A 21,118-nucleotide genomic window follows, 5' to 3' on the forward strand; every position below is an offset into this window, starting at 1 on the left:
TTTTACTGTCTTTTGACCATTCGTTTATAAAATTTCGTAAATGGTTTAAACTCTTCATTCACCAAGCCTGTGACTTCTGCAATCACCTGCATGAACATGACCAGTAAAAAGATAATAATCAGTGATAACCAAATGGTGGCGCTTGTCAGCAAAATTGCACTTAAGCTAAAGACTAAGCCAATCATATAAATCACGATAACAGCCATGCGATGAGACAAGCCAAAGGCCATCAGTCTATGATGAATATGAGACTTGTCAGGTGCTGAGATCGGCTGTTTGTTTAATATTCGTCTAATGATGGCAAAGGTGGTATCGAAAATTGGGACACCTAAGATGATCACTGGGACAACAACACTAAACAAAGTGACACTTTTGTACAGCCCTAATAGTGACAACACCGAAATCATATAGCCTAAAAAAAGCGAGCCGGTGTCACCCATAAAAATCTTCGCCGGATGAAAGTTGTAAAAGAGAAAGCCGATGGTACTGCCAATGACAACAAGTGATAAAGAAAGAATCAAAATTTTATCAGCTGAAAATGCCATCACGGCAATGGTTGATAAACCGATGACAGAAATACCGGCAGCCAGTCCATCAAGGCCGTCAATTAAATTAATGGCATTTGTAATTCCGACAATCCATAACACGGTTAGGGGATATGCCATCCAGCCTAACTCAATTCGATCTGTTAAGAAAGGAACAGAGAAAAAGTCCATTTTTAAGCCTGTGCTTACAATCAGGCAAGCAACAAGAACTTGTACGAGAAATTTAAATCTTGCACTTAAATTATATTTATCATCAAATATACCTAGAATGACGATAAGTACGGCACCAACTGAAATTGCTGTAATTTTATTATGTAGAAACAGCCCGCCTGCTAATGCTCCAGCCGCTACCCCAATAAAAATTGCCAAACCGCCCATTCGAGGCATTACTTTATCATGAACTTTTCGTTTATTCGGCTGGTCCACTGCACCAATCTTAATTGCAAACTTTTTGACGATTGGTGTCACAATTAAAACTGTAGCCAGAGAGACAAAAAACGCTAATAAGGCGCGTTCGTAATCCATAGGTCAGTCTCCTTCTAAATTGAAATCTGTATTTTGTATATTGGCCGCTCTTTCCATTATACAATTGAATAGAGGATGATCACAAGCTCCCCCTGTGAAGAAGAAACAAATAAAAACGCACAATCCCTGATGAATTATGCGTTTTCTTTAATATTCGTTAGTTCCACCATATTTGTGAACAGCGCGTGCCAATCTTTTTTCTTCGCACGGCTTTGTCTTAGATGTCTATAGGTCATGTCGTCTTTTTTGCTGATCACTTTTTGGCAGGCTTCTACGAAGAGCGCAGGATCCTCGCCTTCTAAATATTCATACACATCATTCTCTTTTAGCCTTTCCGTTGACGGAAGATTTAAACCAACAACCGGTATTCCTGCGGCTAAAAATTCATATAGCTTGAGCGGAAACACGGCTTGATTGTAAGGAGATTGTTTGTATGGCATCATGCCTACATCAATCAGCTTCATATACGCAGGCACTTCTTCTGGTGCAACAGCACCTGTCCAAATCACATTCGGCAGTTTAAGTGCATGCTGAAAAGACGGATCACCATTTGTTCCATCCGGACCGACAAATAAAAATGTCCAATCAGGCTGCATGCGGGCAGCTTCTGCTATCATGTCAAAATCCAGTTTCGGCTTGATGCCTCCAATAAAACCAAGAACAGTTCCTTCTCTACCTTGCAGCACATCCTCCTTACATGGAAGATTGCTTTTTGCAAACACATCGTACTCAACGCCATTTTCCACTGTAAACACATCTTTTGGTTCGCCCATAAGACGCTTTTTGATTTGATCGTGTAAGTATTGAGAAGAGCATGTAATGCTGTGTGCGTATTTGATGATTCGATTTTCTGCTTTCACAATGACACGCTGCCTCATATAAGAAAGCAAATTATTTTTGCCGCTTATCGGCTCTCCCCACAGGTCACTGCAGTCATAAACAATATGTTTCCATTCAAATAAAGAAGATAAGAGCGGAAAGCCCGGAAACGTATACCATAAGCAAACAGCGATTCCCTTCTTTTCTTCCTGCCGCAAATGCTCAAGAAGAGGGGACAATTTATGAATATAGAACATGTCTTGATATCGGCCAAAGCGGAAAAATTTGCTCTTGAGCACATCAGGAATGGTCAATTGCTTCATTCGATCGGTTATGGGCTGAAAGGGAGCTGTATGACGGGATGCAGATGGGCATACCCAGATGACCTCTTTCGTTTCTGGATCAGATGCTAGAAATTCCGCCAGTCGATGCCGTCTATACCTCAAGCCGTCCTGTCCCCATTCTCCCGTCGCTACGATAACATGTATGATCGAGTCTGCTTTCACCTTTATCACCTTTTTTCCCTTCTGTTTATAAGCGCTTCTTCACAGCATTTGTCGCATAGTGCATAAAACACCAAGATGCTTTGACAAAATGAAGCTGCTCAATTTCTCTGTAGACGAACCACGTTTTTTTCGCTGCTTTCCACTTGTTACTAGAGATCGAGTTTCCAACGATGCGGTATTCACTGAGCGGTTCACTCATTCCATAGGCTGTAAATCCTCTTTTTAATATGGACAGCCACGTAGCTAAATCCTGTCTTGTGCGGATGTTCGGCATTTCTACATGTCCTATCTTCTCTACATCAAGCATCACCGTTAAACAGCCGATAATGGTATTTTTCAAAGCTTCATCATAAGTTAATCTTGCTGGTGCAGTGACAGTTTTTTCTAAAGGTTCTCCATTTTCTGCAATGATGTCATACGCCGTGAATGTAAAGGCATAATCGTTTGTCAGCATAAAGTCTACCTGCTGTTCAAGCTTCGTCTCTTTCCACTTATCATCGCTATCTAAAAAAGCAATAAAGCGGCCTTTTGCCTGTTTGATGGCTGCGTTTCTAGCGATGGCGGCTCCCCCATTTTGCTCTAAATAAATGACGTGGATTCTGTCGTCTGCTTCACTTAAGTCCCCAAGCAGCTTCCTTGTTCCATCTGTTGAACAATCATCTGCGATGATCAGTTCCCAATTAGAATAGGTTTGGGCAAGGACGGAATGAACTGTATCCGTTAAATAGCGTTCCGCATTATAGGCCGGTGTAATGATTGATACTAACGGTTGATTGTTCACCTAAGACTCATCTCCAGTTCATCATTAAGATTCTTTGAACACTTCGGGTAAGACCACAAACATGAGCGAGATACTAAAGCCAATGACAAGTCCAAGCAGTGCCCGCTTTTTCGCTGACATGCCTTTATTGCCTTCATCAAGAACTTGAGCAGGATCAACAATCTTCGCCTGCTTCATTCCAAGCTTTGTAGACTCCAATTCATATAAAAATCGCTCTTTATCTACTTTGGAATCGTTGCTGACAGATTCGTCTTCTAGAGCAGATAATCTACTTTCAATCACCTGCTGCCTTTTTGTAAATAATGCTTTATCTTGCTTCAGAAATGTATCCGACACCTGCTTCACGACAGCTAAAGCATGATCCTTATCAGCATCTGTGAAGGACAGCTGTAATTGAGTATCTGTTTGATTGGTGAGGATGAGGCGGCTTTTCACATCCTGCCTTTCTTCTTCTTTCACATCACTGAGTGCTTCATTTAAAAATGCATCGCTTTTTAATAGAGATGTCACTTCTGCGATATTGTTATACACTCCGTCATCATATTTACCAAGTGTAAGCGTAACGGCAGCTGTGTAACTAGACTGCTGCACTGTTCCTTTGGCAAAAAAGAATCCAAAAGCGCCTAATACGACTGGCAGAAGCACAAGCCATACAATATACTTTTTGATTCGCTTCCCTATTCTAGATATGAAACCAGACATGTTCATTCTCCCAACATTGACGTATTTGCTTTTTCATTAGTGTAGCCATACCAGCGCAGCATCACACACGGTTTACCAAGCGCTGTTTGTTTTTCAACATATTCACCGCTGCGATCACGAGTCCTAAAAAGACCCAGTGGAAATATAAATTCGAGACAGAACTAGGACTGATACTTGAAACGAGAAAGCTCAGCATGGCAGCAAACAAACCTTCAATGATCATTTTTGCTGATCTTGTGTCAGCCCATTGGTATTGTTTATACAGCGTGAACATGAGATAAGCGTAGACGGAGATATAGCCCAGCATGACCGCAAATCCAAAGTTCGTCATCACTTCCAGCAGCCAATTGTGCACTTCAACGACTTGATCTGTATCAAAGATCGAAAAGTGGGCTAAGTAGTAAGACACATTCCCCGCTCCGACACCAAACCCGTATGAATCCGTAAAGAAATGCCATGCATTTTTGATCAAATTCGCTCTCGCAATGTTGGATGGGAGTGGTTCACTAAAAGAATGCGCGACCTGAGAAGCGAGAAACAAGTCATAAAAGACTGAATAAATCTTGGCTGAAAAAACAGCGATACAGATGACACCAAGTCCGCCTGCTGTGATGAGTGACCACTTTTTGAGAAAGCGCGGCATGAGAAGCCACACATAGAGGGCAGCTCCTGCAAATATGCCAAGCAGGCTGGCGCGGGATTCTGTTAACCAAATGAGATACAGTGCTGCGATGGCGCCAAATAATCCAAATGCTTTGATATAACCATTTTTCATTTGCCTCATACACGCTAAATACAAGAAAAAGCTAATCGATAAAAACGTCGCAAAGTCATTTTGGTTAAAAAAGACAGCTGTAGGATAGTGCTGTTTATACGCCGGCCCAAGATACAATGAAGTATTTGGTAAATGGTTCAAAGTAAAGTGATTATAAAACCCTATCCCCATGACAAATACAGTCATGACAAGCCAAATGCTATAAAAGGTGACCACTTGATCCATTCGCTGAATGTACATGACCACTAGAAAGACAAAACCCATCCCCATAGCAAGCAGGGACATATATTTAAGACCATCTGTCACCGAATGAGCCCACAGCAGTGAGATGAGCCCGTAAAGAAACCATGCAGCGAAAAAACCAAGAATGCCTTTTACACGAATCTGCTGCCACTGCGATATGTACGTCCCCTTATCTCTCATCCGCCATATGAATAAAGCAAAGGCGGCAATGAGCATGATACGGTAGAGAAAAAGACTAAAGAATCCGGCACTAATTGAAAAGAAAGCGTTGTTGAGAAAGGTCAATGCAATTAAAAGATATATGGCTGACATGAACACTTGCTCACCATTCATGTATAGCTTCATTAACACGAGAAAAGCCGTCAGGACTAAAAGCAGGACCGGAATGGCGACGATCTTTTTTAACCCGGCGGGCTGCGCAGACGCCAATTGTACAAGTCCTAGCCCTGCTGCAAATAATATACATCCGATCATGATTTGCCATGCTGTTTGTTTCACACTCATACCCATTTTCCTCCTAAGCAACCCATCCGATTTGAGGGATTAAGCCTTGACTTCCTGTTTATAGTAGGAAATGGTACGAGCCAAACCTTCCTGTAAACTCACAACAGGCTCCCATGCTAAGACTTGTTTCGTTTCCTCATTTGCCAATGTACTATGCACGATATCTCCTGCACGCTGCGGCTTGTAAATCGGTTCAAGCTGTGATCTCGTTACCCGTTTCATCGTTTGAAACAGTTCATTCACAGTGATGGAATCACCACATGAAATATTTAAACAAACGTTTGATTGGGCTGTTAAAGCCGCAACATTCGCTGCCGCTAGATCACCCACATAGATAAAGTCTCTTGTTTGTTCCCCATCTCCAAAGATAAAAGGAGCCTCATCCTTTGCAAACTTATCAGAGAAAATAGAGACAACACCGCCTTCGCCAAGTGCATCTTGGCGCGGACCATATACATTGCTATACCTGAGAATACAATAGTCCACATCATAGAGTGATTTTGCCATTTCTAAATACCGCTCTACTGTCAATTTTGCTAAGCCATAAGGTGAACCAGGCTTCAGCCGGTGAGCGGTGTCTACTGGCAAATACACCGGGTCTCCATAGACAGCTGCCGATGAGGCAAAGATGACTTTTTCCACTCCTGCTTCAGCCGCAGCTTTCATGACGTGCAGAGATCCTTTTATATTGACCTCTTCGTCATGTACGAAATCCTGAACGGAAACGGCTACACTTACTTGTGCTGCAAGATGAATGATATAATCCGGTGCGATTTGTTTGATCAAATCAATCGTCGCTGGCTTTGTGATATCTGCCTCCATGCATTGCACGGAAAGATGGGCAATATTTTCTCGAGATCCAGTTGAAAAGTTATCAAGAACGATGGGCTCATAGCCTTTTTCTAGTAAAGCCTCTACCGTATGTGATCCAATAAATCCGCTTCCCCCAGTAACCAATACTTTCTTCATCCAAGCTCCCCCTGTTATTGTGCCTTCGATACCAATTCTGCTTCCCATACACTTGGGCGGCCGATAGACTGGTAAATAAATCCTCTCTCTTTCATTTCTGCTGGATCAAACAAATTCCTTCCATCAATTACAATCGGCGAACGAAGCAGCTGCTTGAGCTGGTCTTTATCCATCCTCTGTACGTCATCCCATTCTGTTAGGATGAGACAGGCATCTGTATCTTTTACTGTTTCGTACAGGTCGTTGCTGAAAACTGCCTGCGGGCCAAGCTCACGTTCAGCTTCTACATAAGCAATCGGATCATAGGCTTTCACAAAAGCCCCCAGCTCTCTCAGCATTGGGATAATATCTAGTGCAGGCGCTGAACGCATATCATTCGTATTCGGTTTAAAGGCAAGGCCTAAGACAGAAATGGTTTTTCCTTTAATATCACCGAACACACTCATCAATTTGCTGACCAGGTGGGCTCTTTGGTTGTTGTTCGTTTCAATGACAGATTCAATCAGCTTGAACCGGTATCCGGATGTTTCGGCAATTTTGAGAAGAGCCATCGTGTCTTTCGGGAAACAAGAACCTCCAAATCCAATGCCTGCTTTTAAAAATTTATGCCCGATTCGGCTGTCTAATCCAACTCCTTCACTGACTTTTTCAACGTCAGCACCTACCCTTTCGCAAATATTTGCAATGTCATTAATAAATGAGATTTTTGTGGCAAGCATGGCATTTGCAGCATACTTAATCATTTCTGCACTTTCTAAGTTGGTCTCTACAACCTCTGTTTGAAACGGATCATGCAGTCTTTTGATGATGCTAGAGGCATGAGTGCTAGTCGAACCAATGACCGCCCGCTCCATATTCATCGTATCTTGAATCGCTGAGCCTTCTCGGAGAAACTCTGGATTGGATACGACATCAAAAGGATATTTACTGCGCGATGCCTTTTCCACAATGGCTTGAACGAGACGGCCTGTTCCAACGGGCACTGTGCTTTTATTGACAATGATTTTATAGCCATTCATTTGTTCACCGATCGTTTGAGCGACAGCCTTCACATACGTTAAATCTGCTTCCCCCTGTGTTGTCATCGGTGTCCCTACGGCAATATAGATAATCTCTGATTCCCTAATAGCGGCAGGAATATTCGTTGTAAAAAACAGTCTTCCTTCTTCTGTATTCTTTTCAATCAATTCTTTTAAACCTGGTTCATAAATGGGAACGACACCACTTTTTAAGCTGTTGATTTTTGATTCATCGATGTCACAGCAGATGACACGATTTCCGATATCAGCAAAACAAGTACCCGATACTAACCCGACATAACCTGTTCCAATCACAGCAATTTTCTTCAACATTTTTCATCCTCTCAGTAAAAGCATATTGTCCGTTCCAAGCTGTTTATCTATCTATCATTCTTTGCACATTTCATCTTGTTTAAACGATGGATGTTGATTGATTGAACACCTTCTCATATTGCTGAATGAGATGCTTCGCATTATGTTCTGATGAATATTCTGTATGAACCATTTCATGAAGATCGTTCTTCACTTCTTCATTCCATCTGTTTTCATAAAGGCAGGCGTGAATCGCCTCTTTCAGCTGACGCGTCGAACGCGGTTCAACGAGCAGGTGTTGATAGGTTGAAAATAAGGATGGGAGACCACCAACCCGTGTTGCAATGACAGGTACTTTTAAAGCGAGCGCTTCTAGAACGACGGTTGGCATTCCTTCACTGTAGGAAGGGAGTGCAAACAGATCAGCTGCCATTAAGTAGTCTCTCACCTGCTCATTCGGCACCTGCCCTGGGAGTATAATAGATGCCCCCGCCCGTTCCTTGAGTTCCTTTGCAAGGGGGCCTTTTCCAACAAAAACTGCTTTCACTCCATCCATGCTGCTGACAGCATCAGCTAATTCAAGCAAGCCCTTCTCTTTCACTAAACGCCCGACGAAAACAACGAGCTTATCTTGAAGCGGTAAACGTAAGTGCTTTCTGATGCCTTCTTGACCTTCTTCCGTTCCGGAAAATGATCGGAGCGGAATACCAAGCGGAAGACATTTTGCTTCTACCTTCGTCATCTCATTTGTCTTTTTAGCCAGCTCCTCACTCACTGTCAGAACAGCAGATGCCTGCCTCACCGCCGTTTCAAAGGCTGCCTTCGCCCCTTTGCTATAGTTCGGATATACGTTCACATCACTGCCGTGCAAGGTCAGAAGATAAGGGATTTTCGTTTCTTTCTGAATAACAGCCGCCGCTCCGCCAGACGGCATGGCAAAGTGCGCATGGATAAAATCTGGTGACAACTGATGACGCTGCATTGCTCTGAGAACGGAAGCCGCTATTCGTTTACTCGGCTGCGCCCATTTCAGCTGTCCAGGGAGCGCTGGATAAGGCGGTCTGTAAACCTTCACTCCGTTCCTCACTTCCTGTTCAGGCAGATCCCTTTTCTGCCGATAGGATGCCTTGAGCATCCGTAAAATCGGCGGATTCACTGGATTAGGACAAATGACAGTCACTTCTATTCCTTGTTTGAGCAGCTCCTGCACTTGCGTTTCATGAAACACGCCCTCACTCGGATGTTTTTCACTAGGATATACACTTGTCAGCCATAGCACCTTCATGACGAACGACCTCTTCTCAATAATTTGCCTGCAGCCTGCGGATACATTTTGATGAGCAGCAAGCCATACAATGCAGCACTGACACAAACAGTCAGTAGTAATTGAAGTGAAATATCTGCTGTCGTCAGCTTCATCCCTTGATGTAAAGCTACCGCACAGACAGCCATGAGCAGCGTCATGACAGCAGGTTTTCCAAGTGATTTTAAATACACCTTCATATCAAGCTGAATGACATATGCCATGAGCCATCTGCCGACAATAAAGTTGAGCAGGCTGACACCTGAGTAGATCCAAGCTACTGTGAGCAGACTGCCTGTAGTGACACCTGCATATAATGCGCAGCCATATACGATAAGCATCCCCGTATCCCAATAAAAGGCTAAGTCCGCTCTCCCTTTTGCAAGGAGTATTGAACCGTTTGGATTCATCAGCACACGCAGCAGGCCGACAATGCACAATATATTTATAACCGGAACCGCTACTAGCCATTTCTCTCCAAACACGACTTCAATAAAGCTGTCTGATACGGCAGCAAGGCCGATTAATAATGGAAAACTAACCAATGCGAGCATATTCGTCATACTTAGGAAGCCCTCTCGCAGCATGGAGTGATCCCGCTGACTTTTTGCGAAAACTGGGAAAGCCACTCTCGTCACAATCGGATTTATCTTCAGCACGGGTATTGTTACAATTTGATACGCCAAGCTGTAAATACCTAACGCTTCCGCTCCAAGAAACCGGCCGATTAAAATCATGTCGATATTCGATCCTGCTCGGTTGACCAGTCTGGATGCGAGCTGGAATGCACCGAATGAGAAAAATTCCTTCACCTCTCCTAATGCAAAAACAGGTGCTGGACGCCACTTCTTCCAATAAGCCGCTGCATACATGAGACCTTTTCCTGATTGCAGCAGCACTTGAGAAATGACATAGGCGATAATCGGATTCATAAAGAAGGCGAAAACGAGTAAAACGAGCAGCGATATGATGGTTGCAATGGTTTCAATGGTGCTTAATGTTTTAAAGGCTAAGTCTTTTTGCATCATATACTGGTACTGCTGGCCAATCGGTGCGATCAGAAACATGATCGATAATAGCTTGAGCAGACCTTCTAGCTCTGGCCGGTTATAAAAAGCGGCTATCATTGGGCTTAGCAGAATGAGCAGACAAAACAAGATAATCCCTGTGAGCAGGTTAATCCAATATAATGTAGATAATTGACGTTCTGTCGTTTGTTCCTTTTGAATGATCGCTGCCCCAATTCCTAGATCAAGCAAAATCTGCGTAAATATTGTGACAGTTGTGATCATGCCAACAAGTCCAAACTCCTTGAGTGACATCACGTTCCCTAAAAAGGCGAACTGTGCGATTTGGATAATGGTGATGATCAATGCGGACAAGCTTGTCCATTTTGCCCCGCCTAGCATGCGTTTTTTCATACTTGCCATTTCTCTTCCCTACTTTACTTATCTGGCTCCGTCACCAGTCATGATGACTTTTAACGTTTTTACCATAATCTTCGTGTCGAGAGAAAATGTCAAGTTTTGAATATACTGTAAGTCGTGTGTTAATTTTTCACTTGGACTCATTTCATATCCGCCATTTACTTGAGCAAGACCTGTCAGCCCCGGCTTTACTGCCAATCTTTTTGTGAAGCCTGGAATCGTCCGATTAAATTCTGCGGTAAACATCGGTCTTTCTGGACGAGGGCCTACGATACTCATTTCTCCTTTTAACACGTTGATAAATTGCGGAAGTTCATCAATTCTTGTTTTACGGATGAATGCCCCCACTTTGGTGATACGTGGGTCATTTTTTTGCGCCCATTTCGCTCCTCCGCTTTCTGCGTCAATTCTCATCGATCTGAGCTTCCATAATTTAAAGTAAACACCGTCTTTCCCGACCCTTTCCTGCATATAAAAGGCTGGTCCTGGTGTTTCCAGCTTAATCAAAAGAGCAAACAGCAAAATGATTGGCGTACTCAACATCAATCCGATGAACGAGAACATTAAATCTATGAAACGTTTTGCAAATAAATAACGAACCATATGTTCTGTTAAGGCAAAAGAGTGATTTCGTCTCACTTCATATTCTCTGTAAAGATTCATCGCTTTCTCTGCACTCACTGACCTGCACCTCACCATTCAAAGTAGTTGTTGTGTAAAGAGATGTTCTATGAAAGTCAGTTTAGCAGAGCAACATTAAGCAAATGTAAATGCGCTGTTAAGTCTTGTAAAACTGTGTTAAGAATGTGCACTTATATCAAGTTATGCCCTTTTGAACGTAAAAAAGACCCGCAATTCTGCGGGTCTCCGGGTCTTTTCTTTATTTTGCTTTTACAGATTCGATCGTTTTTAATCGAAGTGTTCCGTTTGCATCTTTTGTATAGGTTACTTTCACTTTTGATTCTTCTTTTAAGCTGTTCACTTGTTTAGAAAATGTATTTCCGAATTGAATAGCTACTTCTTTGCCGTCAATGTTGACAGCAATTGTATGTCCATCAGCCAAACCGACATATGTGCCTTCTTTGGTGATTTCATTTTTCTTACTAGTCGTTGATTCTTTCTTTGTTTTAGAGTCACCTTTTGAGTCAGCTTTTGATTGGTCTTTAGCAGGTTCTTCTTTTGTAATTTCTTTGCTTGAGCTGTCTTTTGCCTCTTCATCAGATTGACTTGCCGGCTCTTCTTTTTGAGCAGCTGTTTCTTTACTTTGATCATCTGCTTTTTCATTTGATGATTGATCTTCTGATTTTTCGTCCGCAGCCTTATCTTTGTTTTGATCGGCTGCTTCAGTTGTTTCTTTTTTGCTGTCATCCTTTTTGTTATCGCTTGATTGATTTGTTGTGCCGCACGCTGTGAGCAATACTCCTAGAAGCAATACTAGAAACGGCATTGTGATTAATTTTTTCAAGATCGTCACCTCTTCATGATTTGTCGGTTTGCTGTCGTTTGAAGATTTATGTGTAAACCATTCACCTTCTATGTTTCAATTATAACAAACATAACCAAAAATGAAATGTATTTTTAACTTGACAATGTTTCTTCATCGACTTTTGAAAAAAGGCTGCCGAGTACGTTCTCGAGCAGCCTAAGAGGAGTATCTGAGGCACCCCTCAGGTTTGTGTTTTCTTATCTAAAATAACCTGACACACCGCTTGAAATGCCTGACGCTAATCGATCTTTATACGTAGCAGATTTCAAGATGTTTGAATCAACTGGACTGGAAACAAAACCAGTTTCCAAAAGAACGCTCGGCATCTTAGAATATTTAATGACGTAGAAGCCAGCTGTTTTCACACCACGGTCTCTTGTACCTAGTGCGCTGACCATTTTAGGCTGGATGTTTTGCGCCAGCTTCAGGCTGTTTGCAGCCGCATAGGTTTTGTCATAATACGTTTCTGTTCCATTTGCACTGCTGTTATCGTTTGAGTTCGCATGGACACTGATAAAGATATCTGCATTTGCTGACGCACCTTTGCTCACTCGTGTTTGAAGACTATCAAATGTGTCTGATGTTCTTGACATGGTCACAAGTGCACCAGCGTTGTTTAATTTCGTATTTAAACGCTTTGCTACATCTAAATTCAAATTCTTTTCATATAATCCGTATCCTACAGCTCCTGAATCATGCGCGCCATGACCTGGATCAATGAATACTTTTTTACCAACAGCCGGGTTTTTCAACTGGTTCACAACAGTTGGTGTCACTGTATTTGTACTGCCTACGACAGTAAATTTGGTGATTTTCTTACTGCTCACTGTTGCTCTTGTTACTTTTGGCAGTGTCTTTTCATTCGTTAGAAGCAATGCTTTGTTTTGCTTCGCTGCAATGCCTGCAGCAGAAGATGAAGTGGCATAACCAAATCCTCTTCCTACATAGGTATTATTGACACTCATATTGTACTTTTTCACAATATTTGCCGCGACATCATAACGAGTCGAGCCTTTGATCCGTGTTGGTGATTTCAATTGGTTATAAGCTGCTTTTGTGACGTAATTCTCTCCGCCGACTACAATGGTTTGTTTCACATTGCTTGCTTTTGCAACAGAAGCGATTTCAGAACGAAGTCCCTTTTTATCTGTATATAGAATTGGGAATCCTTTTTGAGCTGCTACAGGTGCAATCGCAATCCCATGTGCATAGAAAGAACCCTCAACGACAACGACGCCTGCTGGCTTTTTCATTTTTTTCGCGATATTGGCAGATAGCTCATATCGGTTTTTTCCTGAAATACGCTGTGTGGAGATGCCCATTTTCTTCACTTGGTTGACCACGTTGTTTGACACACTTGATGTGCTGCCTAAAACGATCACCGTCTTTGTTTTTAATGAAGTTAAGGCTTTCTTTGTATCACCCGAAAGGCTTTTACTGTTTGTGTAAAGAACTGGTCCATTTTTTTGATATGCAAGTGGAATTCCTGCTGTTGCATCTGCATACGCAGTTTTCCCTACTAAAACGACTGTACTTGCAGTTCCCCATCCTTTTTTCGCTACATTTGCCGCTACAGCATATCTGCTCCCGCCATCAATTCTTGAGACTGAATTGTCTGCCAATGCTGTTGGAACGATAACGAAAATGGCGATGAGGCTGAGGATGGCTGTTTTCATCATTGAGCGCATCTTCTATGTCCTCCTTTTTCCCTTTAATAGTTTGTTAGTTTTGTACCTGGATAGTAGAACGAGAGTATGGAAGAATATGAGTTTCCAGATTCAGCTCTCGCTTTAGCTCCGTATTGGCTCATACCAATGCCGTGGCCATATCCTTTTCCTGAAATCGTGAAGTCATTTGTATTGTTTTTGACTGACGCAAACGTGCTTTTCACCTTTGTTGCGCCCATGACTGATCGAAACTCGGTCATCTTCATACTTGCCGTTGTGCTTTTGTTTACCGAATATGTGCCTGTTTTGTTTTTCAGGTGGTATGTCAGTTTGATCGATACCGTCTTCGCACGCTGTCCTTTTGTTTTCCCTGAGAACGTCAGGCTTGAGATCGATGCGATTTTCATATCAGATGCAGCAGTTTCTTTGTTTTTGAGCAGCCATGATTTCAGGCCTGCAAGGTCAGCTGCATTTGTCTCTTTTGCTTTAGACCACTCAGATGCTGCTGTGCTAGCAGTCCATGTCGTGCCTAGTTGTTTTTTAGAGAGTTTCAGTGTCCATGGATTGACTGGATCTTTTGGATCCTTTTTGGCCACTAAGTATGGCAGTGCATTTCCCCATACTTCTTCACTTGCCTCTGTATAACCGCCATTGCTAGAGTAATAGGTTGCTGAAATGAGCTGATTGTTGTATTTCAGAACCTTTCCTTTTGTAGCATCGACAGCTTTTGTCGAATTTGTGTACCAGTTATATCCCCCATATACTTGGAAGGCTGTTGTATCAGGGACGACTTTGCCAATACTTTTCACCGAATACGTTCTAGCGGCAACCGCCTGTGCTTTTAACGCTTCAACATTCCAGCTTGCAGGCATTTCATTTGGTACTACACCTTTTAGATAGTCTTCAAATGGAATATTTTCGAGAGTTGGCCTGATATACCCTGATTCAATTGCAAAGTTTACACTGCCCAAGTACGGCTTTCCTGCAATTTGAAGGACATTTTTCGTTGAATATTTCTCAGGAACAACTCTTACTGTGTTATACGTCTTTATGCCTTTTAATGAAATTTTTCCGTTAGAAATATTCAATTGGTAGTTTTGATTTTTTTTCAGATAGACTTGTTTGGTTAATGAATTTTTCAAGCTATCTTTAATCGCACTTGTGCTGCCAGCAAGATGATAAGCATATGTACCTTTTTCCTTCAGCAGTGCTTTTAAAGACGCTGTGACAGAATCGGGCTTTACATACACAACCGTACTGTTAGATTTTGCAGCCAATTGAGACAGCGGCATCGCATAAATATAGCTAGAGGCTTTTGCCAAATAAACTTTATCTGCATTAATATTTAATTTCTTTATAATATTCACAGATAATTCATAGCGATTGGCACCGCTGATTCTTGTCACCTGTGAGGTTTTTTTGATTTGATTTTCAACTTTTTGTCCAGTACTTTTCGTACTGCCGATGATGATCACTTTACTTGGCATTCTATAAGACGGAATGGAATCTTTTTTTGTTAACAGGATAGGGTATCCCTTTCTCGATGCGTAGGATGCAATGGCAATCCCATTCATAAATGAGTTCCCGCCGACAACGACAGCTTGCTTATAGTTACCCATTTCTTTAGCGATTTTTTGGGAGATTTCAAACTTATCTTTTCCACTAATACGTCTGACTTTGCCATACTTTTTAATAGACTTCTCAGCAGCTGTTGAAATGCTTTTCGTATTTCCGACAATCAGAATGTTATCCGGCTTCATTTTCTTGAGCTGGTTTTCTGTTGTTTTCGTCAGTTTTTCAATATTCGTATACAAAATAGGTGCGCCCAGTTTGTATGCTAACGGTGATACAGAAATTGCATGATCAAATGCATCACGACTGACAATGACAACAGTTGATGGATTTTTCCAGCCAGCAGATGCGATGCTGTTGGCTACTTCGTATCTATTTTTGCCGTCATATCTTTTCGTCACAGCAACATTTGATCCTGATAGCTTGTATTCCCCAGTTGTTGAGATATCTATGCTTGTTTTGTTTCCGATATAATTAGACAATTTCACTGAAATTGCCGAGCTTGCCATGGCAGACTGAAAGGGTGCAATTAGTAGAGTCAGTATCATGAGAACGATTAGTGTAACGCCTGTTTTCTTCAATTTTGTTCATCCCGCCCATCTTTTTTACTTCTGTTTTTCAATCTTCTGGATTTCCTTTTGACCATTGTCATTAATAAAGTAAGAGATTTCTACTGTGTCTCCTGGTTTAAATTCATTTAACACATCTTTAAAATTTTCCGTAAATTCATAGCTTAGGGTCGTATTCACTTTTTTCACTTCGACTGTATGTGCATCAGCCATTCCAATAAATTCAGCTTTCTCTTCCAGTACCTGAGGAGTTGAACTGCTTGTCTTGTTTTCTCCTGAGGACTGCTCAGCCGTTCCACATGCTGTGAGCACGATACCTAGTAGCAGTATTAAGAACGGTAAAACGACGATTTTCTTCATTTTTTTCACCTCATGTCTTTGTATCGTCTTATAAGTTATTATTTTAAGGTAAATTTAAGGTTTTTTGAAACCTTTTTTTTGTTACAACGTCTATATCTAGGTTCAGAGTAAAAAAATAACTTGTTTATCAAGATTCGTAAACCTATAATCATGGAAGAATCATAGAAAAGGTGAGGGACATTATGAGAGCTGAAAGAAAAAGAAAGAAGAAAAAGGTTCTTTGGATTGTTTTATCGATTATTGGCTTATTCGTATTAGCAACTGGCGGATACGCATATCATCTTTGGAACACAGCAGCATCGACCGTCGCAGGGATTCAGGAGAATTTAAAGAAGTCAGATAAGCGTGACAAAGATGTCGATTTAAGTAAGAAAGACCCGATTTCTATTTTAGTCATGGGTGTCGATGAACGAAAAAATGACCGAGGCCGTGCAGATACATTAATATACATGACAGTAAATCCGAAAACGAAAACGACCGAGATGGTGAGTATCCCGCGTGATACGTATACGAAGATTGTCGGAAAAGGCACAATGGATAAAATCAACCACTCCTATGCATTCGGCGGTACACAAATGGCAGCAGATACTGTAGAGGAACTGCTTGATGTACCTGTTGATTACTTTGTCAAAGTGAACATGGAAAGCTTCAAGGATATTGTTGATACACTTGGCGGCATTACAGTAAATAGCACGTTTGCATTTAGTTATGACGGCCATTCATTTGGTACAGGCGAAATTAACCTGAATGGGGATCAAGCCCTTGCCTATACGAGAATGAGAAAGCAAGATCCAAAAGGTGACTTCGGACGTCAGCAAAGACAGCGTCAGGTCATTGAAGGCATCATTGCAAAAGGTGCCAACATTTCATCTATTACGAAATTCGGCGATATGTTCAAAGTCGTAGAAAATAATATGAAGACAAACATGTCATTTGATGATATGTGGACGATGATGAATGATTATCGTGATGCAAGACAGCATGTGAAGCAGCACGAGTTGAAAGGATCAGGCACACGTATCAATAACATTTATTACTACCAGCTTGATGACAGCAGCCTTGCGAATGTGAAGAAGGAATTGAAGGAAAGTTTGGAGCAGTAAAAAAGAAGACTACAGAAATGTAGTCTTCTTTTTTTATGATTGAAATGGAACTGGTTTTTCTTCACTCAATCCAAAACGATGGAGAAGCTCTTCGACAATTCGTTTTGATGCTTGTCCATCACCATATGGATTAGACGCCTTCGACATGTTGTCGTACTCTTTCTGATCGACTAACAGCTGTTTTGCCATGTTGTAAATGGTCTCTTCATCTGTACCCGCGAGCTTAAGCGTGCCAGCTTTCACACCTTCAGGACGTTCTGTTGTATCACGCAGCACTAATACTGGCTTCCCTAGAGAAGGCGCCTCCTCTTGTACACCGCCAGAGTCCGTTAATATAAAGTGTGAGGCAGCAGCGAAGTTATGGAAATCAACGACTTCAAGCGGCTCAATTAAGTGCACACGATCAAGATCACTGAATTCTGTTTGAGCCGCATCACGAACAGCAGGGTTTAAATGTACAGGATATACAACCTGAACATCTTCAAACTCTTCTACAATACGTCTAATCGCTCTAAACATGTTTTTCATCGGCTGGCCGAGATTCTCCCTGCGATGAGCCGTTAACAAGATCATTTTATCTGTGCCTATTTTCTCTAAAATAGGGTGCTCATACTGTTCTGTAACCGTTGTTTGCAACGCATCAATCGCAGTATTCCCCGTCACACAAATCGTCTCTTCTTTTTTATTTTCAATTAAAAGATTCTGCTTTGCCTCATTTGTGGGAGCAAAATGAATATCAGCAATAGTGCCTGTCATTTGTCGGTTCAATTCTTCAGGGAACGGCGAGTATTTATTGTGTGTTCTTAAACCCGCTTCAACGTGACCGACTGAAATTTGGTGGTAGAATGCGGCCAAGCTTCCTGCAAAGGTTGTTGTTGTGTCTCCATGAACAAGGACAATATCAGGTTTTTCCTCTTGGAATAGTTGATCTAGTTTCAAGAGTGCATTTGATGTGATTTCGGATAATGTCTGGCGCTGCTTCATGATGTTTAAATCATGATCTGGCGTAATAGAAAAAGCCTCAAGGACTTGATCAAGCATTTCTCTATGCTGAGCTGTTACAGTAACAATCGAATTTATCTGTGGATGTTTATTCAGTTCAAGGACAAGTGGTGCCATTTTGATTGCTTCAGGTCTAGTACCGAAAATAGTCATTACATTTAGTTTTTTCACTTGTTTACGCCTCTTTCCATCAATACATATTGTTTTTATTATACAAAAGATCTCTTCGAATGATAAACTAACCATGCTAAAATTAATAAAAATTTCACAGATCTGATTGTTTATATTTACAATTTTCTATTAAAATTACTTTAAACATCATAAATTTATTTGATTACTTTTAAAAGTAAGGTAGAATTTAGTGGTATTCTCTTAATTTTCACATCAGTATTTAAGGACGGTGCAAAATACATTGAAAAAAGTACGTAAAGCTATTATACCAGCTGCAGGTCTTGGGACACGTTTCCTCCCTGCAACAAAAGCCATGCCTAAAGAGATGCTCCCAATCGTTGATAAACCAACCATTCAATATATTATTGAAGAAGCTGTTGAATCAGGTATCGAAGACATTATTATCGTCACTGGAAAAGGAAAAAGAGCAATTGAAGATCATTTTGATTTTGCTCCAGAACTTGAGCGTAACCTAGAGGAAAAAGGGAAAAAGGAGCTGTTAGAAAAAGTAAGGAAATCTTCTAACATTGCTGATATTCACTACATTCGTCAAAAAGAACCAAAAGGTCTTGGACATGCTGTTTGGTGTGCACGCAATTTTATCGGTGATGAGCCTTTTGCTGTTTTATTAGGTGATGACATTGTTCAAGCCGAAACACCTGGACTGCGTCAGCTAATGGATGAATACGAAAAAACTTTATCATCTGTCATTGGTGTTCAGCAAGTAGCAGACAGCGATACGCATCGCTACGGGATCATTGACCCTCTTACTCAAGAAGGACGCCGCTACCAAGTTAAAAACTTTGTTGAAAAGCCGCCGCAAGGAACAGCACCATCGAACCTAGCCATCTTAGGGCGCTACATTTTCACGCCAGAGATCTTTATGTACCTTGAACAGCAAGAGATTGGTGCAGGCGGAGAAATTCAGCTGACAGATGCCATTCAAAAGCTAAATGACATCCAGCGCGTATTCGCCTATGATTTCGAAGGAAAACGATATGATGTCGGTGAGAAGCAAGGCTTCATTGAAACTACGCTTGAATTCGCTCTTCAAGATGAAGAATTGAAAAAGAAACTCATTCCATTTATGAAACAGCTTCTCGAAAAAGAAGAAGTGAATTAAAAAAAGCTGCCAGCATCGGCAGCTTTTTTATTTAATGACTGAAATAGTCAGTGTATGCTGTTCATTATCAATGACAAACAGGTTGTTTTCGCCCTTCACTGCGAATTTTGTTTGTTTCTTATTCATCCAGACATTTTGTTCTGTCAGCCCAAGTGTGGAAAGAGAGATTGGCATAATATCGCGAAACACAATGGTGTTTGCCTGACCCTTTTGAATGACATAGTCGGTTTTCTCTGTGGTCAAACGTTCAATCGTATCTCCTTGATCATTTTTCACTGAACTCAGCATTTGCATTCTCTGTTTCAGCACAGATTCTTCTTTTCCAAGGAAAGAAAGTAAATACTCATACGAACCTGCCGATGCAGGTGATACATAGGAATTAAACTGTCCTGGTCCAATCGATAATGACTTTAAATCCTCTTCATTTTGAAGCGCAGCAGGTTTAACAAAATACGTTTCTGACGATGTTTTAATTTGAACGGTTTGTTTATTTTCAGCCACAGCCTGTACTTCTTGCCCAAATGGCAAAGTGGCATCAGCCTTTTTTTTCATGGCTTGGTCTTTGTAAACCTTGAGTGGATCAGCGGTGACAATCACCTGTTGATCCACCTTTTTCATATCAGGCGCTTCTTTGGTCTCTGGGTTCTTCGACTGAGGCGCTTCTGTCTTATCTGATGGGATTGCACCAAATGTCGCCAGTGTACGAAGCGGGCGATCTGAAAACATCGATAAGGCTAGCAATATCGTTAAAACCGCTAAAACTGTCACTTGAAATGCAGGTCCGAACAATGAGCGGCGTTTTCCGTTATCTTGATAGCGAGACACCTTTTCTGTCTTTTGTACGCCTTTTCTGCCTTCCTTCTGTTCCATTTGGTATTTTTGTTTCTCTTTCTTAGAAAGCTTGTTAAACCAGTCAACAAACTCCTTATATTCCTTCACGACCTTTTTCGTATCATCAAACATACGAAGCTCACCATAATGCATCCAAGCCACCCTGTCACAGATTTTTTGGATTTGGCTAATGGAGTGACTGACAAAAAAGATCGTCTTTCCTTGTTCCTTGAATTCTGTAATGCGGTCTACACATTTTTGATAGAAGGTTTGGTCTCCAACAGACAGTGCTTCATCAATAATCAGGATATCCGGATCGATATGCGCTGAAATGGCAAAGCCAAGACGTGATTTCATTCCGCTTGAATAGCTCTTAACCGGCTGGTCAATAAAGTCACCAATATCCGCAAACTCTACGATTTTTTCATAAAGCTCGTCTATCTCTTTATTCGTCAGCCCCATCATTAAGCACTTTAATCGAATGTTATCTTTCCCGCTTAGCTGGTTATTCAGCCCTGCCGCAATGGCAATTAACGAAGGCTGGCCATTCATATCAATTTCACCACTTGTCGGTGGAATGATTTTCGCTAGAAGGTTCGACATGGTCGATTTTCCAGATCCGTTAATTCCTACAAAACCAATCGTCTCGCCTTCATATACATCAAAAGATACATTACGAACAGCAAAAAAACCTTTTTCGTTTTTATTAGGTAAAAACAGTCCTTTGATCTTATCCGACTGTTTTTTATATAGGACGTATTGCTTGGATACGTTTCGAAACGAAACCTTTAGTTTCATCGTATA

18 protein-coding genes are annotated in these 21,118 nt (G+C 41.4%); 2 read left to right on the forward strand and 16 right to left on the reverse strand.

The genetic code is table 11. The features are described from left to right. Positions 1-2 precede the first annotated feature (2 nt). The 14 genes from MHH61_RS06265 to MHH61_RS06330 all read right to left on the reverse strand — a co-directional run bounded on the left by MHH61_RS06265 (position 3) and on the right by MHH61_RS06330 (position 16,084). Positions 3-1,070: a glycosyltransferase family 4 protein gene (locus tag MHH61_RS06265; protein WP_024423627.1), complete on the reverse strand. Its 1,068-nt coding sequence runs from the start codon at positions 1,068-1,070 to the stop codon at positions 3-5. 134 nt (positions 1,071-1,204) lie between these two features. Beyond that, complete coding sequence (locus MHH61_RS06270; RefSeq protein WP_041108506.1) at positions 1,205-2,401, reverse strand: glycosyltransferase; 1,197 nt, start codon at positions 2,399-2,401, stop codon at positions 1,205-1,207. A 19-nt stretch (positions 2,402-2,420) separates the two neighbouring features. Then, positions 2,421-3,176, reverse strand: coding sequence for a glycosyltransferase family 2 protein (locus MHH61_RS06275; protein ID WP_024423629.1), 756 nt, complete (start codon positions 3,174-3,176; stop codon positions 2,421-2,423). A 24-nt stretch (positions 3,177-3,200) separates the two neighbouring features. Continuing rightward, complete coding sequence (locus MHH61_RS06280; RefSeq protein ID WP_125585963.1) at positions 3,201-3,878, reverse strand: hypothetical protein; 678 nt, start codon at positions 3,876-3,878, stop codon at positions 3,201-3,203. A gap of 61 nt (positions 3,879-3,939) precedes the next feature. After that, positions 3,940-5,400, reverse strand: coding sequence for an O-antigen ligase (locus MHH61_RS06285; protein WP_125585961.1), 1,461 nt, complete (start codon positions 5,398-5,400; stop codon positions 3,940-3,942). Between the two features lie 39 nt (positions 5,401-5,439). Continuing rightward, positions 5,440-6,369, reverse strand: a complete 930-nt coding sequence (locus MHH61_RS06290) for an NAD-dependent epimerase/dehydratase family protein (RefSeq protein WP_125585959.1) — start codon at positions 6,367-6,369, stop codon at positions 5,440-5,442. A 14-nt stretch (positions 6,370-6,383) separates the two neighbouring features. Further along, a complete protein-coding gene (locus tag MHH61_RS06295; protein ID WP_125585957.1) occupies positions 6,384-7,721 on the reverse strand; it encodes a UDP-glucose/GDP-mannose dehydrogenase family protein in 1,338 nt (445 codons plus the stop codon). A gap of 79 nt (positions 7,722-7,800) precedes the next feature. Beyond that, entirely contained in the window at positions 7,801-8,985 is a 1,185-nt protein-coding gene (locus tag MHH61_RS06300) for a glycosyltransferase (protein ID WP_125585955.1), read from the reverse strand. Then, a complete protein-coding gene (locus MHH61_RS06305) occupies positions 8,982-10,433 on the reverse strand; it encodes an MOP flippase family protein (protein WP_125585953.1) in 1,452 nt (483 codons plus the stop codon). The genes MHH61_RS06300 and MHH61_RS06305 overlap by 4 nt, the downstream gene beginning before the upstream one ends. An 18-nt stretch (positions 10,434-10,451) precedes the next feature. Then, the gene (locus MHH61_RS06310) at positions 10,452-11,111 is read right to left on the reverse strand and encodes an exopolysaccharide biosynthesis polyprenyl glycosylphosphotransferase (protein ID WP_024423636.1); all 660 of its coding nucleotides are present in this window, start codon (positions 11,109-11,111) and stop codon (positions 10,452-10,454) included. A gap of 199 nt (positions 11,112-11,310) precedes the next feature. Continuing rightward, positions 11,311-11,904 (reverse strand): hypothetical protein, encoded by a 594-nt coding sequence (locus tag MHH61_RS06315; protein WP_241218530.1) that lies wholly within the window; start codon positions 11,902-11,904, stop codon positions 11,311-11,313. Positions 11,905-12,113: 209 nt separating this feature from the next. Next, entirely contained in the window at positions 12,114-13,604 is a 1,491-nt protein-coding gene (locus MHH61_RS06320; protein ID WP_024423639.1) for an N-acetylmuramoyl-L-alanine amidase, read from the reverse strand. 23 nt (positions 13,605-13,627) lie between these two features. Then, entirely contained in the window at positions 13,628-15,736 is a 2,109-nt protein-coding gene (locus MHH61_RS06325) for a SpoIID/LytB domain-containing protein (protein ID WP_125585949.1), read from the reverse strand. A gap of 24 nt (positions 15,737-15,760) precedes the next feature. Further along, positions 15,761-16,084, reverse strand: coding sequence for a hypothetical protein (locus MHH61_RS06330; RefSeq protein ID WP_025093953.1), 324 nt, complete (start codon positions 16,082-16,084; stop codon positions 15,761-15,763). A gap of 182 nt (positions 16,085-16,266) precedes the next feature. Between MHH61_RS06330 and MHH61_RS06335 the strand changes: the two genes are divergently transcribed. Further along, positions 16,267-17,187 carry a LytR family transcriptional regulator gene (locus MHH61_RS06335; RefSeq protein ID WP_024423641.1) on the forward strand — a complete coding sequence of 307 codons (921 nt, stop codon included), beginning with the start codon at positions 16,267-16,269 and terminating at the stop codon, positions 17,185-17,187. 33 nt (positions 17,188-17,220) lie between these two features. Here the strand turns inward: MHH61_RS06335 and wecB are convergent, their stop codons facing one another. Further along, a complete protein-coding gene (wecB, locus tag MHH61_RS06340) occupies positions 17,221-18,360 on the reverse strand; it encodes a non-hydrolyzing UDP-N-acetylglucosamine 2-epimerase (RefSeq protein ID WP_024426271.1) in 1,140 nt (379 codons plus the stop codon). 241 nt (positions 18,361-18,601) lie between these two features. On the opposite strand from wecB, the gene galU reads away from it, so the two are divergent. Next, on the forward strand, positions 18,602-19,483 hold the full coding sequence (galU, locus tag MHH61_RS06345) for a UTP--glucose-1-phosphate uridylyltransferase GalU (RefSeq protein WP_095409693.1): 882 nt from the start codon (positions 18,602-18,604) through the stop codon (positions 19,481-19,483). Positions 19,484-19,510: 27 nt separating this feature from the next. Here the strand turns inward: galU and tagH are convergent, their stop codons facing one another. Then, positions 19,511-21,112 (reverse strand): teichoic acids export ABC transporter ATP-binding subunit TagH, encoded by a 1,602-nt coding sequence (gene tagH, locus MHH61_RS06350; protein ID WP_125585946.1) that lies wholly within the window; start codon positions 21,110-21,112, stop codon positions 19,511-19,513. Between the last annotated feature and the right edge of the window lie 6 nt (positions 21,113-21,118).

It is taken from the genome of Bacillus sp. FSL K6-3154 (assembly GCF_040869395.1).
GTDB classification, from domain to species: Bacteria; Bacillota; Bacilli; order Bacillales; family Bacillaceae; genus Bacillus; species Bacillus safensis.